This is a genomic window from Vibrio paucivorans (assembly GCF_054053395.1).
In genome coordinates, this window is record NZ_CM133231.1 from 1 (window position 1) to 14,943 (window position 14,943).

14 protein-coding genes are annotated in these 14,943 nt (G+C 45.8%); 6 read left to right on the plus strand and 8 right to left on the minus strand.

The window, feature by feature from the left end; genetic code table 11:
- Positions 1 to 1,008 carry a substrate-binding domain-containing protein gene (locus ACXABW_RS15155; RefSeq protein WP_265686899.1) on the plus strand — a complete coding sequence of 336 codons (1,008 nt, stop codon included), beginning with the start codon at positions 1 to 3 and terminating at the stop codon, positions 1,006 to 1,008.
- 94 nt (positions 1,009 to 1,102) lie between these two features.
- Here the strand turns inward: ACXABW_RS15155 and ACXABW_RS15160 are convergent, their stop codons facing one another.
- The 4 genes from ACXABW_RS15160 to ACXABW_RS15175 form a co-directional block, all read right to left on the minus strand.
- Positions 1,103 to 2,359, minus strand: coding sequence for a hypothetical protein (locus tag ACXABW_RS15160; protein ID WP_252033595.1), 1,257 nt, complete (start codon positions 2,357 to 2,359; stop codon positions 1,103 to 1,105).
- Positions 2,360 to 2,566: 207 nt separating this feature from the next.
- Complete coding sequence (locus ACXABW_RS15165) at positions 2,567 to 3,925, minus strand: heavy metal sensor histidine kinase (RefSeq protein WP_457525908.1); 1,359 nt, start codon at positions 3,923 to 3,925, stop codon at positions 2,567 to 2,569.
- Complete coding sequence (locus ACXABW_RS15170; protein WP_457525910.1) at positions 3,909 to 4,592, minus strand: heavy metal response regulator transcription factor; 684 nt, start codon at positions 4,590 to 4,592, stop codon at positions 3,909 to 3,911. Before ACXABW_RS15170 ends, ACXABW_RS15165 begins: the two co-directional genes overlap by 17 nt.
- Before the next feature lie 90 nt (positions 4,593 to 4,682).
- Positions 4,683 to 5,060 (minus strand): DUF3316 domain-containing protein, encoded by a 378-nt coding sequence (locus ACXABW_RS15175; protein ID WP_457525912.1) that lies wholly within the window; start codon positions 5,058 to 5,060, stop codon positions 4,683 to 4,685.
- Between the two features lie 215 nt (positions 5,061 to 5,275).
- Between ACXABW_RS15175 and ACXABW_RS15180 the strand changes: the two genes are divergently transcribed.
- Positions 5,276 to 5,788: an RNA methyltransferase gene (locus tag ACXABW_RS15180; protein WP_457525913.1), complete on the plus strand. Its 513-nt coding sequence runs from the start codon at positions 5,276 to 5,278 to the stop codon at positions 5,786 to 5,788.
- A gap of 231 nt (positions 5,789 to 6,019) precedes the next feature.
- On the plus strand, positions 6,020 to 7,189 hold the full coding sequence (locus ACXABW_RS15185; protein WP_457525915.1) for a lytic polysaccharide monooxygenase: 1,170 nt from the start codon (positions 6,020 to 6,022) through the stop codon (positions 7,187 to 7,189).
- A gap of 49 nt (positions 7,190 to 7,238) precedes the next feature.
- Here the strand turns inward: ACXABW_RS15185 and ACXABW_RS15190 are convergent, their stop codons facing one another.
- Complete coding sequence (locus ACXABW_RS15190) at positions 7,239 to 8,129, minus strand: LysR family transcriptional regulator (RefSeq protein ID WP_457525917.1); 891 nt, start codon at positions 8,127 to 8,129, stop codon at positions 7,239 to 7,241.
- 88 nt (positions 8,130 to 8,217) lie between these two features.
- Here ACXABW_RS15190 and ACXABW_RS15195 point away from each other — a divergent pair, with 88 nt between their 5' ends.
- The gene (locus ACXABW_RS15195) at positions 8,218 to 9,606 is read left to right on the plus strand and encodes an MATE family efflux transporter (RefSeq protein WP_457525919.1); all 1,389 of its coding nucleotides are present in this window, start codon (positions 8,218 to 8,220) and stop codon (positions 9,604 to 9,606) included.
- 36 nt (positions 9,607 to 9,642) lie between these two features.
- The gene (locus ACXABW_RS15200) at positions 9,643 to 9,870 is read left to right on the plus strand and encodes a hypothetical protein (protein ID WP_457525921.1); all 228 of its coding nucleotides are present in this window, start codon (positions 9,643 to 9,645) and stop codon (positions 9,868 to 9,870) included.
- A gap of 38 nt (positions 9,871 to 9,908) precedes the next feature.
- On the opposite strand, the gene ACXABW_RS15205 is transcribed toward ACXABW_RS15200, so the two are convergent.
- The 3 genes from ACXABW_RS15205 to ACXABW_RS15215 form a co-directional block, all read right to left on the minus strand.
- Positions 9,909 to 11,468: a methyl-accepting chemotaxis protein gene (locus ACXABW_RS15205; RefSeq protein ID WP_265686904.1), complete on the minus strand. Its 1,560-nt coding sequence runs from the start codon at positions 11,466 to 11,468 to the stop codon at positions 9,909 to 9,911.
- Positions 11,469 to 11,726: 258 nt separating this feature from the next.
- On the minus strand, positions 11,727 to 12,107 hold the full coding sequence (locus ACXABW_RS15210) for a cystatin domain-containing protein (protein ID WP_457525923.1): 381 nt from the start codon (positions 12,105 to 12,107) through the stop codon (positions 11,727 to 11,729).
- A 182-nt stretch (positions 12,108 to 12,289) separates the two neighbouring features.
- Positions 12,290 to 12,628, minus strand: coding sequence for a DUF3316 domain-containing protein (locus ACXABW_RS15215; protein ID WP_252033609.1), 339 nt, complete (start codon positions 12,626 to 12,628; stop codon positions 12,290 to 12,292).
- Positions 12,629 to 12,981: 353 nt separating this feature from the next.
- On the opposite strand from ACXABW_RS15215, the gene ACXABW_RS15220 reads away from it, so the two are divergent.
- Entirely contained in the window at positions 12,982 to 14,937 is a 1,956-nt protein-coding gene (locus ACXABW_RS15220) for an alkyl/aryl-sulfatase (RefSeq protein WP_457525926.1), read from the plus strand.
- The last annotated feature ends 6 nt before the right edge of the window (positions 14,938 to 14,943 follow it).

Genomic DNA, 14,943 nt, shown 5'->3' on the forward strand with positions numbered 1-14,943 from the left:
ATGGCAACGATGAAAGACATAGCAAGGCTTGCAGGAGTTTCCACTTCAACCGTTAGCCATGTTATTAACAAATCTCGCTATGTTAGTGAAGAGATCTCCGAGCGGGTCAACCGAGCCGCTCAAGAGCTAAACTACGCACCTTCTGCTCTGGCGCGTAGCCTCAAAGTCAACCGCACTAAAACCATTGGAATGCTAGTGACAACCTCGACCAACCCCTTCTTCGGTGAAGTGGTAAAAGGGGTCGAGCGCAGCTGTTATCACCAAGGTTATAACCTCATTTTGTGTAATACCGAAGGTGATAACGAGCGCATGAAAGCCTCTATCAATACGTTGCTACAAAAGCGCGTGGATGGTTTGTTGCTGATGTGTTCTACGCTGGAAGGGGAGCGCATTGATGTGTTTGAGCGTTACCCAGATATTCCTGTCGTGGTGATGGATTGGGGCCCAATGCTGTTTACCAGCGATAAGATTCAAGATAACTCTTTACGCGGCGGCTATATGGCCACTAAATACCTGATCGATTCAGGGCATAAAGAGGTAGGTTGTATCACAGGTCCTCTGATCCGCCATCAAGCGCAAATGCGTTATGAAGGGTATAAGCGTGCAATCAACGAAGCCGGTTTGGACTTTAACCCTAACTGGATAGTTGAAGCGGACTTTGAGTGTGAAGGGGGCTATGAAGCTTTCAATAAGATCTTATCCAAAGGCAAATTACCAAGCTCCATTTTCGTTTGTAACGACATGATGGCGATGGGCGTCATCAATGCAGCAAATGAAAAAGGGATAAAAATTCCCGAAGACGTTTCGTTGATTGGCTACGATGATATCCACATCGCTAAGTTTATGTCTCCGTCGCTTACAACCATTCACCAGCCAAAGTATCGCCTAGGTAAAGCGGCTGTGGAAACCTTGCTCAAAAAGCTAGAAAAAGAGACGGAAGAAGCGCAAGTGGTTCAATTAGAGCCAACGCTAGTTGAGCGCGCAAGTGTGAAAGTGCTGAACCAGTAGGTGTGTCGCCACTGACCCATAAGATAAATTAAAGACGCAGCATTACGCTGCGGCTTTGTTATTTATACTGAGTTTTAGCTATTTAGGTGACAGATTAAGGCGTCGTGGTGGTAGACGTTGAAGTGGAGGTCGTGCTGGACACTGACACTTCCATTCCATCTAAGATGCCTTTACCGTCTTTCAACTCATTCAATCGCGCGTTAATCACACCGTTACGGCTAGAAAAGTCGACTGAGTAGCCTTCTACATATTCTTGGACATAATCACTTGAGAGCGACTTAAGTTTTTCTATGTAGATTACCCCTTTGTCGAATTCGGCTTGAGAGACGACCGCTAAATTAGGGGCAAGTAACTGGATGAACTTATAGGGGTGCCCGACAAAGCCACTGCCCATTACCAGAGCGGCAATGATTGGCGTGGTGATCACTGCACTTTGGAACCACTCTGAAAAGCGTTTGTGGTCTTTCAACATGCTAGAGCCAGAATCTTTATTTACCCATTCTTTCTTCGCACGTTTTAGCACTTTTCCGACCAAGGTGCGTTGCACCATGTAGTCGACTAGGCCAACAATGCGTTCGAACAAACCAGTAATAAAGCTCACCAGCATACCAGCGCCGGCAAATGCATCGCCTGCTGCTTCCAAACCTATTTTAGTGATGCCGACAGCAGCATTTTTCAAACCGCCTAAAGCACCAGCAGCTGAATGACGTGCTAACGCGTTAGCGATAATGCTTGGGTGTCCACCAAGGAGCTCAACACCGCGACCAGCATAAAACTGTGTGACTAAATCGCGTGATTTGCAGACCGCTTGTTTTACACCAGAGTAGATGTCTGCTGCGCTCTGAACATAACCCCAACCAGGTATAAAGCTTGAGAAGTTACCAGCAAATTCGCCTGCTAGCCATGTACCAAACTCTGCAAACCATTCTGCGGTATAGAGAGCTTCGCCGTACACAGCCTTCACTTTGTTGACCAGCATTCGGAAGAAATCAGAAATAATCTGTTTTACTTTTTGAATCACAACCGATGTCGCTTCGCCGACAATCGTAACTGCCTTAGTGATGTTTTGACCGGCTTTGGTTTGCTGGAACTTCGCCATCGCATCGGTTTTTTCAAGCAATCCCATCGATACGGTTTTTAAGTCGCTTAACGGTTCTGCACCAATCACAAAGTTTTCAAAAAAGTGGCCATTAGAAAAGGAGGAAACTTTGCTGATTTCCGTATTGGCTAACATGAACATGGCACCCATTCGAGCATCGGCCATTTCCAGTTGCTGCACACCGAGAGCAGTGTTAGTGGTTTTGCCAAACAGCTTATCTTTGATCTTTCTCTTAAATATTTTTATCTGCATAAACTCTCCCTAAATCACAGTACTATTTGGGCTTTTAAATGTTAAAAATAACGCCAAAAGAAGATGCGGTTTATATAGTTTGTATGCATTTATAGTTTGTGTAAATAAATTGTTGATGTTTTTAATAATATACTTGTATGAAGTGGCGGCGCTTTTTAGGTTTTGCGGCACGTACCGCGGTACGTGCTATGTGTAATTGGTCGAGATTTAGGATTTATTCGCGAGCTTAAGCGTGAAGGTTGTGACGCCATCGCTGGATTCAACACTCACATCGCCATGGTGCATTTTGGCTATCGAACAGGTAATGGGTAACCCCAATCCGGCGCCTGAGCTTGAGTTATGTTGCCTAGATTTGTCGGCTCGGTAGAAGCGCTCAAACAACATAGGGATTGATTCTGCTGCAATGGTGTCACCATGGTTAGTGATTGCTATTTCACTACTGGTTTGGGTTTGAGTGATTGCGACATCGATGTTGCTGTTCGAGCGGCTATGACGAACAGCATTAGAGAGCAAGTTACTGAGTGCGCGCTTTACCATGGATTTGTCGGCAACGATCTCGGCATCACCCGACTGCGAGAATGTGAGTGCTTTGTCGTCGCCAGCCATTTCGTAAAACTCGATTAACTCTTCAACCATGTTCGAGAGTGCAATAGGCTCATTAGTTTTCAGCAGAAGATTGTGCTCCGACTTCGCCAGATAAAGCATGTCGGTGATGGTTTTAGTGATCCGGTTGAGCTCTTCTACATTCGACACCAGTATGTCTTGGTACTCTTCATTAGAGCGTGGTTTGGAGAGTGCAACTTGAGTCTGGGTCATCATGTTGCCTACTGGTGTTCGCAACTCGTGCGCGATATCGGATGAGAACTCCGACAGCCTTTCAAAGTCACCTTCCAGTCGATCAAGCATGTCGTTGAAGCCAATCACTAGCTGGATCAGTTCTTGCGGGAAATGCTGATTCGGAATTCTCAAATCCAGTTTCTGTGGAGTGATGGCTTTAATATGTTGCTCTAAGCGGCGCAAAGGAGAAAGCTCTCTACGCACGATTAACCAGCCGAGCAGGCCGCTGATGATACTGGCAATGATAGTAGTGAGTAGCAATACGTTAGCAAAGTTACGGATGAAAACGTGGTGCGCATTGGTACTGACGCCAAGAACAGCGTACACACCCGGCCGATCATCAAGGGTAAATTTGAGCGCCCGGTAGTGCGTTCCTTCTAGACTCCACTCAATGAAAGTATCAGAATTGCTTACCTCCAATTGCATCGGCAGAGGAATTTTTTGCGAGCTGTAGATCAACCGCTCATCAGCAAGCAACCATAATTTGATTTCACTGGCTTCAAAGAACTCGCCAAATTTGAGTATGAAATTGTCTTCCGACTGCAGTTTGTTAATGGTGTTAAAGCTGGCTTGTAATATAGAGTAGTCCTGCTGAGCAAAGTGGTAGCGCACAGCGTATAGAGTGGTGGCGCTCAAAACGCATAATACCAGCAGTGATGCTGAGAAGTAGGACAGGATCAGCCGAGTTGCGATGGAGTGCATTGAGCTGGTTTTATTCTTTGTTGTCATCAAACAGGTAACCCATGCCTCGAATCGTGTGGATCAGTTTCGGTTCAAATCCTTTATCTATTTTGGCGCGCAGGCGCTTAACCGCTACGTCTATGACATTGGTATCACTATCAAAGTTCATATCCCATACGGCGGAAGCTATTTGCGAGCGTGACATGACTTCGCCATGGCGGCGCATAAATAACTCCAATAAAGAAAACTCTTTTGCGGTGAGGGTAATAGCCGTGTTGTCCCGAGTGACACGTCGGCGCAATAAATCAATGGTCAGGTTTGCGACGGTGAGGCTGGATTCACTTGCCGTTGTGGTACTTTTGCGCTTCAGCGCATTTCGGATTCGAGCAAGTAATTCAACAAACGCGAAGGGTTTGACGAGGTAGTCGTCGGCGCCAAGTTCTAATCCTTTGACGCGATCTTCAACTTGGTCTTTAGCGGTGAGCATGATGATAGGGGTGTCGATATTGCTGCTTCTTAAAGTTTGCAACACTTGCCAGCCACTGAGCATGGGCAGCATAACGTCGAGGACGATTAAATCGAACGACTCGCTGGTGGCTTTATAAAGGCCATCCACTCCGTTAGGAACGTGTTCGCAGTTAAACCCTGCTTCAGATAACCCTTTAACCAGGTATTCTCCGGCTTTTATTTCGTCTTCAACGATCAGTATTCTCATGCGCACCTTTTAGTTGAACCCACTTAACCACGGCCAAGGGTACCCTGTGGCCGTGTCGCAGTGTGACAGAATTCTTCTGTCAATTATATCTTAGCTGTTACCTGTGCGTTCTAGGTATTGGTAACCAACATTTACAATGCCTTTGTACTGCACTTGGCCATCAGCATTCATGAATTCTTGAGTAGTAACATAAGCCCCATCTTTAAGCTGGATTTGCGAGCTAGCAGCGCCTACCGTAAATACGTTGAGCTCTCTTTTCAGTTCTTTAGGTGAGCTTTCTTGCAGCTGTGTCAGGATAGCAAGGCCCTGCTGGTAGGCCGCATCTTTACTTGTCATGCTTTCTGTATGAATGGCTTTGTTTCGTTCAACAACCGTGTACATACCATTCGAGTTTAATGTGTTAGCGAAGGCATTGCTGCTCATCAGGGCGATTGTTGATGTAAGTAGAAGGGCTGTCTTCGTTTTCATTGTTTGTTCCTTTCGGTTTATTTGTTGGAAGTAAGATTAACAATGCGTTGATGACATGAACCGCTCAGTAAAATGACATTTGTGTCATATTCGCTATTTCGTTAGATAACAGTTGCTTCAGGTTTATTTTGAGTCTGGGGCTAGGTTTTGTAGAATGCGTCCTTTCAAATTCGCCAGGCTCAGAGTGGAGCCTTGCTACTTAGCCAAGAGTTATCATGAATCAACCTCATGTCATCATCGGACTGACTAACCCTAAAAGCCCAACCAATGTAGGTGGTGTAATGAGGGCTGCTGGCTGCTACCAAGCTGACAGCGTTCGATACACAGGTGAGCGCTACGACCGTGCTGCCAAATTCCAAACCGACACCAAATCGGTCACCCAATCTATCCCGTTGGTTGCGGTCGATTCATTGCTCAATGATCTCGATGACGACACGGCTATCGTATGCGTGGAATTAGCGGTAGGTGCCACTCCGCTACCAGAATTCGCCCACCCTGAAAAAGCGATTTATATCTTTGGTCCAGAAGATGGCAGTATTGCTCAAGAAGTGGCGGACAAGGCGCACCATGTGGTGTACGTGCCAACAATTGGGTGTATGAACTTGGCGGCGTCAGTGAATGTACTGCTGTATGACCGTTTAGCGAAGTCTCAAACAGTCGACGTGAGCGAAAAACTTATTGTCAGCAGCCGAGATTGTCGCAATAAACTGGAAGTGAATCGCGGATAAGCGCTTGCTCTCGGAGTGGCTATCTATGAAGTGACTCGAATCGAATTTATCTCATTACATTCTTTTTCTATTGCGCTGGAAAGCAGCCGACAATTTTGTCGATTAAGCGGCGTAAAAGTGGTGCTAACAGCGGCGAACTGACTATTCCTTGCTAGCTTCATAAGGCAAATGGTGTGCTACACAGCAGGCCATATGGGCTCCTTATGGAGAATATTTAACAAGGAATGAGTAATGAAACAGAAAATCATAATTATGGCGATGGGCTCACTTGCAGCACTGTCGTCAATCAACGTGCAGGCACATGGCTGGGTAGAATTTCCAAGCGCGAGGCAGAATACCTGTTATCTCGATGGGGGATTCTGGGACAATACGATTCCGAACGCAGCTTGTCAGGCGGCGTTCGATGAATCCGGTGCTTACCCATTTGTTCAACGCAACGAAGTGGCCGCGAACGTACCGAATTACCAGGACATGGCACATGTTCGAGCTATCGTGCGTGATGGTGAGCTATGTTCAGCAAGTGATGCCGCTAAATCGGGGCTTAATGCTCCTTCTCCTCACTGGCAGAAAACCAACATCAGCTTAGATGCCAATAATCAAATTGATTTGGTGTTCAATGCTACCGCTCCTCATAATCCGTCTTACTGGCAGTTTTATTTATCAAAGCCGAGCTACGACCCTAGCGTTGCGTTGACTTGGGACGACCTCAAACTTGTCGATACCGCTGGAAATGTCGCGGTCGGCGAAGATAAGCGATACCGCATTAAAGTGACTTTACCCGCAGACAGAAGCGGTGATGCGATTCTCTATACACGCTGGCAATGTGAGGACGCAGCAGGGGAAGGGTTCTACAACTGTAGTGACATCTCCTTCAGTGGTACTGGCACGGATCCAACCGATCCGACGGACCCAACGGAACCCGTCGATAATCTACAATCACTGGGCTACTTTGTGGCTCAAGGTTTTGGCCCGGTGGAATCGGGTGACACAGTTAGATTTAGAACTTTCGATGCGAGTGGTGCCGAGCTTACGGATATTCAGTTGGCAATCTCTGCCAATAATACGTCCACCTGGGCAGCAGAACTAGCTGGGCAGTTTAACGACGCGCAGCAAGGCCGTTGGTTAGTAGGGTTCTGGCATGCAGAAATGAACCACTACATGTTTGATACCAACAATGTGTATGCGAATAAGGTATTAGCTCCAGATACTAGTTACAGCTATCAGGTGTCTTTGATTAAAGGAGACACGCCACCGCCGGTAGAGCCGGATAACGCGTGGAACAGTGCCAGCATTTACAACGCTGGAGACGTGGTGACCCATAACGGTCAATCTTGGACCGCTCAATGGTGGACGAAAGGCGATGAACCGGGCACAACCGGTGAATGGGGTGTATGGCGCTAATCGTGATTGAAGGGTAAAAGAGGAGGGGAACCTCCTCTTTCTTCGGCGGCTAGTTAAGGTGTTTGGATGCGAGTTGTTCGCAATATTGAATCAGGTTCGTGACGACTGGCGAGCTGTCTTTACCTATGGAGTAGAACACACTGAAAGGCACTTTGAGGTCATTTACCAACAGAGGTGACGCTATTTTTTTCAATATATTTTGTTTAGCCCAATGATGTGCGTAGTGGTTGGGTAAAAGCGCCCATCCATTGCGTGCCAACAAATTAACGACCAGTTGATTGCTACTGATCACACGATAGTGAGACGAAAAATCTTGAATCGTCCCTCTTGCTTCAATCGCATTCGCACTGACATATTGGGTTTCAACTTGGGCATCTTCTAAACTAAGTTGACTTAAACCACTCAACGAACTGTTCGTGCCTATGTAGGCACTATAACTCACCATGCCTAGGTGTTTATACAAAACAGGTTCACGAGGGGCAACCTTACCTTTAGCGGGAAGAAACGCTATATCGAGCTTGTTTTCGACGATGTCCATCAAAGCGCTAGCGCGTCCAATATGAATCCAATTGATTCTCAGTTCTGGGTAGTGAATGAGAGCGTATTGCTCCAGCTCGCTGATAAACTCAAAAGGAAAGTCTTCTTCGTAGCCGATGTTAAGCTGGGTAACAGGGAGTTGGTTAATCGACAGGCTAAATTGCAAGAGCTTTTGGTTTTGACGAAGAACCAACTTGCACTGGCTTACTAGTTCTATGGCGAGCTTGGTGGGTTTGGCTTTGCGCCCTTCAATCTGAAATAGCTCAAACCCAAGAAAATCTTCATACGCTTTAACAAGTTCACGGACCGTTGTGCGATCTTTGCTGAGTGCTCGCCCTGCGGCGCTGTATGACTGAGTTTCGAATACAGCCACGAAGGCGGTAAGCTGATCGAGAGTGTGCATATGAACGTATTACCCCATCATAAGTGGTTTTTAATGGTGGCCTGTTCCACGCATAATTGCTAGGTTATTTGATCACTAAGTGCGGATTATGAGTTTTATGTCGGTCTCTTCTAGTAAGTCGCCCCTTTCCGTTCTGGATGGACAATTACTCAAAAGTATTTTAGTGATTGCTATACCAGTAACGTTGCAAACTATTCTATTTTCCAGCAAAGGGCTGATTGATGTCATCATGATCGGTCAGTTGACTGAACAAGATATCGCTGCTGCTGGGGTAGCCGGTAGAGCTCTGTTCGTCGCGACTATCTTGCTGTCTGGTGTGACTGCAGCAGGCTCGATGCTTGCAGCACAATATTTTGGCGCTAAGGATCAACAAGGTGTGCAACGCAGTGTTGCACTGACGTGGGTGATGGCGTCGGTCACGGCATTATTGCCAGTGATAATGTTTGTGTTCTGCGGTATGTCAGTGATGTCTTTGGCATCACAGCAAGAAACGATTAAGTTGCTTGGTACTGAGTACTTGTTTTTTACAAGCTTTAGCCTGTTATGTATCGCGTTTACTGGCAGCATTGCGGCTGGTTTACGTTCGATGCACCAAGCTTCGGTAAGCACATGGTTAAGTGGTATCGGGATTGCGTTAAATGTCTTGTTGAACTGGGTGCTAATTTTTGGCCGATTGGGGGTTCCAGAGTTAGGACTAAAAGGGGCCGCAATCGCAACTTTGATCAGTAGCTTACTAGAAGTTGCGATGACCTTAGCTTACCTCAGCTACAAAAAGCATATCTTACTTTTCAATATGGCGACCCTACGTAAAGCATTAAATCAATCTGCACTTATTCGCTTCGCTCGGCTTGCTCTGCCTACGACGACCAACTTCATTTTATGGGCCGGAGGTTTATTTACTTATACCGCCATCATGGGACAAACCGGAGAAGAAGGTTTAGTTGCGTTATCGGTTATGACGCCAATCGAAGCCTTTTCTCTTAGCTTTTTGGGTGGCATTGCCAACGCATCATCTGTGATCGTCGGGAATCAACTTGGTGCCAAAAATGAAGAACTTGCCTATGCTCAGGCCATTGTGTTTACCGCATTAGCTTTTATTGTCACTTTGATAGTTGCAGTGAGTATGTATTTACTTAGAGACTCTGTTTTAGGATTGTTCACGGCACTCAGCACTGAGACTCGAGAGCTGGCCAATACATTTTATTTGATCTTGTGTGTAGGAATCGTCCTCCGGTCATTGCCGACGACTATGGTTGTGGGTGTATTACGAGCAGGTGGGGATGTGAAGTTTTGTCTATATCAGGATCTCTTTACACAATGGGGTTTTGGTATCCCAATAGCGGCCGTTGGTGCATTTGTTCTCGGGTTATCACCAGACATTGTGTTCGCCATGTTCTTTCTTGAAACGCTTTTTAAATGGTTCGCTTGTGTGTATCGATTCCGCAGCAAGAAGTGGATCAACTTCTTGGCTCATTAACCCAGTTTAAACGTAATAAAATATTGAGGTAAAACTATGAATCTATTGAGCTTATATGAAGCCTATGGTGTGACACTAGCCGTTGTGGGGTTCTTAGTAATCTATCTGTTTATCCATGTGAAATACATACGCCATCATGAAGCACACAAAAGGTTTCTCGCAGCGCTATGGGAATTAATGAAAAACACCATTCACGGTGAGCACATACGAACTATGGGTTACAAACACGAAAAAGAGCAGGCAGGCAAAGGAAAAACAGAGTAAGCGTAAGCTAACTGATAGCTAGCTTACGTTCAGGTCATTTAATCTATGCGTCTGAACTGGCTAACCAATTTACCTTGTGAGGCTAAATTGGAGACCAACCCTTCACATTCGTCGCGGGTATCACTGGCGAGGATATTGGTTGCGGAGCAAACTTCGCTAATAGATTGCACGCTGGAGTTCATATCTTCTGAGACGCGAGCCATCTCTTCGACTGCAGTCGCAATTTGCCCGTTTCTATCAGAAATATCAGAAACTTGGTGAGAGAGGGTATCTAAGCGCTGTCCTGATGTTTCAGCGCTTTCTACACACATTTTTGATAGCTGCCCACCTTCTTGCATTGCGGATACGGCGCGTTGAGTACTGGTCTGAATCTGGCTAATGACGGACTGAATTTCTTCCGTTGATTCGTGGCTTCGTTGCGCTAACGTACGGACTTCATCGGCCACTACGGCAAAGCCTCTACCTTGTTCGCCCGCTCGAGCTGCCTCAATCGCTGCATTTAGTGCAAGTAAGTTGGTTTGCTCGGCGATACCTTGAATCACGATGAGCACATCACCGATGGTTTTACCGTGAGCTTCGAGTTGGGAAACCACATCGGATGCTTCGTCCAATTGAGTCGCAAGTTCTTGAATCGCTTCAACGGTTTGTCTGACTGATTCTTTACCCTCATTAGCGGCAATATGAGCACTTTCGGTTGCGTCAGAGGCGCTTTGGGCATTTTGAGCAATTTCGTTGGCGGTAGAGTGCATTTCGTTAATTGCGGCTGCCACTTGTTCGGTTTCGTGGGTTTGTCCTTCAAGGTTCTGAGCAGTGGTATCACAATTTTGGGACGATGATTTTGCTGCATCGCCAATCTGGTCGTTGGAGTCTTGTATCCGACCAACCACCGCATTGAGTTCTGACTGACGCATTTTTAGTGCTAACTGAATCTCTGAGATATCGTCCACATGCTTGGTATAAACCAGCTCCATTAAAGGGTTATCAAACACTTTACGAGCTTGCTCAGATAACGCTTCTAACCTTCGGGTAAGGTGGTAGACAGAGCCTATAGATAAAAGCAATAGGATCCAAACGCCGGCTCCCGGTAGTGCTGAATCAGCGAACATCGAAACGATGGCAGAAACGAACATGAAAAGCGCTGCTCTTTGCCACAGCCGAGTCCTAGGAAGTTTGAGTTTGGTCGGTGTTTTGCCTTCTCGAATTTGCGCATAGAGCTTTTCAGCGTTTTCTACATTTTCTCGGCTGGGGCATAAACGGACTGATTGATACTCAACAATCTGGTTACCTTCTTTGATCGGTGAGGCGAATGCATCCACCCAATAATGGTCCCCATTTTTGCAGCGATTTTTTACCATCCCCATCCATGATTTGCCCTCTTTGATGTGTTTCCACATATCGGCAAATGCTTCAGGTGGCATGTCAGGGTGGCGAACAATATTGTGCGGCTCTCCGACTAACTCGTCCAACTCATACCCAGCGACTTCACAGAATTCTTTGCTGGCATAAGTGATGTGACTAGATGGGGAGGTAACAGACAGCAAGTTGTAACTCGCTGGGTATAGGATCTCTTTTTGAGTGACAGGCTGATTTACACGCATGTTGGCTCCATTGCTTCTAATTATTTTCGATCAGAGCGCCAACGGACAGACACAACTTATAAGTGAGGATTTAATTATCGATATTTGTGCTGTCTATATTCTATAGTCCGAAAGTTTAAGAAACTCAACTCACATTCAACAAGATTTCATTCGCAAAGAGTATGTATATTGGGTGAGGCAATTAAGTCTGTTACTGGAAGGTGGGGAAGCGTTAAAGGCTTAGGCTAGCTAGCCTCACATACGAGAGGCTAACCAATGTTATTGACAAAAACGCCCTTGAGTCGCGACCTGTGTCATTTGATATTTACCTTCTATGCTTCGATATACAATTGTGTGCCAAACTTCACCGCTCTCGAGCTTGAATTCAATCGCGTAATTTATGCCGTTAACGACTTGTGTTCTCACTGAAATGATCTCTTCGAGTTTGGCGTCTGTGTTCATTTGGGCGAGAACGGTATCGAGGGCTAATTCGGCCTCTGGTGTCACTACCGATTGTGCCCAGCCACCCGCGAGTGTTTCTTGGCTGATACACATTGGGTTTTCACTTGGCTTCTTTTCAACTTGTTGGGGAGAGTCTGGGCTACATCCTGACAAGCTGACAATCATGAACGTTGTCGTGATGAGTAGTGTCTTGTTCATAAGGTATGACTCTGTTATCTGGTGAGACCATCTATTCTACGCTCTTTATTTGCCGTGCATGTGTCGAAAAATGAGAAGTTAGTATTCATTGCAATTGAGGAGACCGATTGAGATTGGCTTGAGTATAAACAATAAAGCCCTAGCTTGTAGGCTAGGGCTTTGAACACAGTCTTAGCTAAGAATTAGCTTTCACGGTACTTGTATTGGTAATCAACTTCAACGACTGCGCGATACTGAATTTCGCCGCGTGCTGGAGAAAACTCTTCGACTGTCACTTTGCCGTCGGTTACTTCAACACTTGAGGTTTGTACGCTGTTTTCATTGATTGGTAACTTGGCACGTAACTGGTGCGATGGCATTGCCTTGTACTCGTCCATGAGGTCATATCCGGCATTATAAGCTTGTTCTTGAGTCGCGAATGCGTCGGTCTTTACAGTGGTTTCACTGCTTTTTGAGTTTACACCAGCAAATGCTGTTGAGCTGATCACAAGTGCTGACGCTAGTAGGATTGCTTTTTTCATAATAATTCTCCTAGTTATGGGAATGACCATTGAGTTGGTGATTCCCATAATACGGATTGCCGTGTAAGGAGTCCGTCAGGCTATGTAAGTTTTACCCTAGTTAATGTAAAGGTTTTACTAACAAAAATTGACACTTTGTGAGTTAGAGGTCAGGGAAGTCGATTTTGTCAGGCTTTGGTATAAGTAAGGTCAATGGCAAACGAAGAGGTGGTTAATTTAGAGGGATTTGTCAGTAAATTGTCTCAAACTTGCTTAGCCTGATGAGTTTTTTCTATTTAAGCGTGGGGAGAAATTGAGTTTGTCGCCATATGAACTAGTTTTAGTAATGTCAGTTGGAAAACAAGGAGTTATCCATGAACTATTGCACAGTTCCTCTTATTGCTGCAGTGCTCTCAACTTCGGTTTGGGCCGCAGAACCAAAACCAGCCACACCATCGACCATTAAAGCGAATCAACAGGTGCTTGCTACGCTTCCCTTTAAAGACAAGCAGGATTTTGAGAATGCTAAGCGAGGATTTATCGCTGCTCAAGATACTGTCACCATCACCAATGATAAGGGAGGTGTGGTTTGGGACCTAGAAGAATACAAGAAGTACATCACGCTAGAGAATCCAGCACCAGACAGTGTTAACCCGAGTTTATGGCGCAATGCTCAGCTCAATATGATCAATGGTTTGTTTGAAGTTACCGATGGTATTTACCAAATTAGAGGCTATGACCTGACCAATATCACCTTTGTAGAGGGCGACACGGGCTGGATTGTGTTCGATCCACTGATCTCTCAAGAAACGGCTAAAGCAGCACTAGAGTTTATCAACTCAGAATTGGGAGAAAGGCCGGTGGTTGCTGTGATTTACAGCCATAGCCATATTGACCATTTCGGTGGTGTTCGTGGGATTGTCGATGAGGCAGATGTGAAGTCAGGTAAAGTACAAATTATTGCTTCACATGGGTTTACAGAGCATGCGGTGTCGGAGAACGTTATTGCCGGTAACGCGATGGGACGACGCGCCATCTATATGTACGGAGCACTACTGCCAAGAAATGAGTTTGGTGGTGTGAACGGAGGGCTAGGACAAACCACTTCAACAGGTCTTGCGACTTTGATTGAGCCAACCGATATCATTGAAAAAACAGGTGATGAGAGAACGGTCGATGGTGTGAAAATGGTATTCCAATACACGCCAGGTTCAGAAGCGCCAACTGAGATCAATACGTGGTTCCCAGAAAAAAAAGCACTTTGGATGGCAGAGAATACCACTAATACGATGCACAATATTTTGACCTTACGTGGCGCACAAGTACGTGATGCGCTGAAATGGTCTGGTTACCTTCAAGAAACGATTGAAACTTGGGGCGATGAGGTTGAGGTGAAATTCCAAAGTCACCACTGGCCAATGTGGGGGCAAAAAGAGATCGTTGATTACTTTAAAAAGCAACGTGATATGTACAAATACACCCACGACCAAACGGTCCGCCTGATGAACCAAGGCTACATAGGCTCTGAAATCTCAGAAATCATCCAATTCCCAGATGAACTAGAAAATAACTGGAGCACTCGAGGCTACTACGGCACGTTAAGACACAATAGCCGAGCGGTGTATCAAAGATACATGGGGTGGTACTCAGGTAACCCATCCGATCTTAACAACTTGCCGCCAACTAATGCTGCCGTGAAATACGTCGAGTACATGGGCGGTGAGCGAGCGGTAATTGAAAAAGCAAAAGCGGATTTTGATGAGGGTAAATACCGCTGGGTAGCGGAAGTGCTTAAGCATGTTGTGTTTGCCAACCCACAAAGTAAAAACGGTAAAGCTCTACTGGCAGATACTTACGAACAGTTAGGTTACCAAGCGGAGTCAGGACCTTGGCGTTCTGTCTATCTACAAGGGGCTTATGAGCTTAGGAATGGAACACCAAGTGCCGGCGGGACAAACACGGCCTCTCCAGACATCATCAAGAATATGCCACCAGAAATGTTGTTCGACTATTTGGCGGTAAGAATCTTGCCAGACAAAGCTGCAGGCAAAGACTTCGCGATGAACATTAACTTCACCGATCTCGATGAGCAATACACTTTGTATGTAGAGAACTCCGTTCTAAACCATACAAGAATGCAAGCAGATAAGCCTGATGTAACGCTAACTTTAACCAAAGCCGCGCTGGATGATGTTCAACTAGGTAATGTGACGCTGGAAAAAGCAATCGCTAGTGGCGATATTCAAATTAAAGGCGATAAGCAAGTCTTCAAGGATTTTGTTGGCATGCTTGATAGCTTTAATTTCTGGTTCAACATCGTGACACCTTAATCGGAG

What these genes read in the sequence shown, in the direction of transcription:
- ACXABW_RS15155 (WP_265686899.1), top strand. Translation starts at nt 1, where the DNA reads ATGGCAACGATGAAAGACATAGCAAGGCTTGCAGGAGTTTCCACTTCA.
- ACXABW_RS15160 (WP_252033595.1), bottom strand. Translation starts at nt 2,359, where the DNA reads ATGCAGATAAAAATATTTAAGAGAAAGATCAAAGATAAGCTGTTTGGC.
- ACXABW_RS15165 (WP_457525908.1), bottom strand. Translation starts at nt 3,925, where the DNA reads ATGACAACAAAGAATAAAACCAGCTCAATGCACTCCATCGCAACTCGG.
- ACXABW_RS15170 (WP_457525910.1), bottom strand. Translation starts at nt 4,592, where the DNA reads ATGAGAATACTGATCGTTGAAGACGAAATAAAAGCCGGAGAATACCTG.
- ACXABW_RS15175 (WP_457525912.1), bottom strand. Translation starts at nt 5,060, where the DNA reads ATGAAAACGAAGACAGCCCTTCTACTTACATCAACAATCGCCCTGATG.
- ACXABW_RS15180 (WP_457525913.1), top strand. Translation starts at nt 5,276, where the DNA reads ATGAATCAACCTCATGTCATCATCGGACTGACTAACCCTAAAAGCCCA.
- ACXABW_RS15185 (WP_457525915.1), top strand. Translation starts at nt 6,020, where the DNA reads ATGAAACAGAAAATCATAATTATGGCGATGGGCTCACTTGCAGCACTG.
- ACXABW_RS15190 (WP_457525917.1), bottom strand. Translation starts at nt 8,129, where the DNA reads ATGCACACTCTCGATCAGCTTACCGCCTTCGTGGCTGTATTCGAAACT.
- ACXABW_RS15195 (WP_457525919.1), top strand. Translation starts at nt 8,218, where the DNA reads ATGAGTTTTATGTCGGTCTCTTCTAGTAAGTCGCCCCTTTCCGTTCTG.
- ACXABW_RS15200 (WP_457525921.1), top strand. Translation starts at nt 9,643, where the DNA reads ATGAATCTATTGAGCTTATATGAAGCCTATGGTGTGACACTAGCCGTT.
- ACXABW_RS15205 (WP_265686904.1), bottom strand. Translation starts at nt 11,468, where the DNA reads ATGCGTGTAAATCAGCCTGTCACTCAAAAAGAGATCCTATACCCAGCG.
- ACXABW_RS15210 (WP_457525923.1), bottom strand. Translation starts at nt 12,107, where the DNA reads ATGAACAAGACACTACTCATCACGACAACGTTCATGATTGTCAGCTTG.
- ACXABW_RS15215 (WP_252033609.1), bottom strand. Translation starts at nt 12,628, where the DNA reads ATGAAAAAAGCAATCCTACTAGCGTCAGCACTTGTGATCAGCTCAACA.
- ACXABW_RS15220 (WP_457525926.1), top strand. Translation starts at nt 12,982, where the DNA reads ATGAACTATTGCACAGTTCCTCTTATTGCTGCAGTGCTCTCAACTTCG.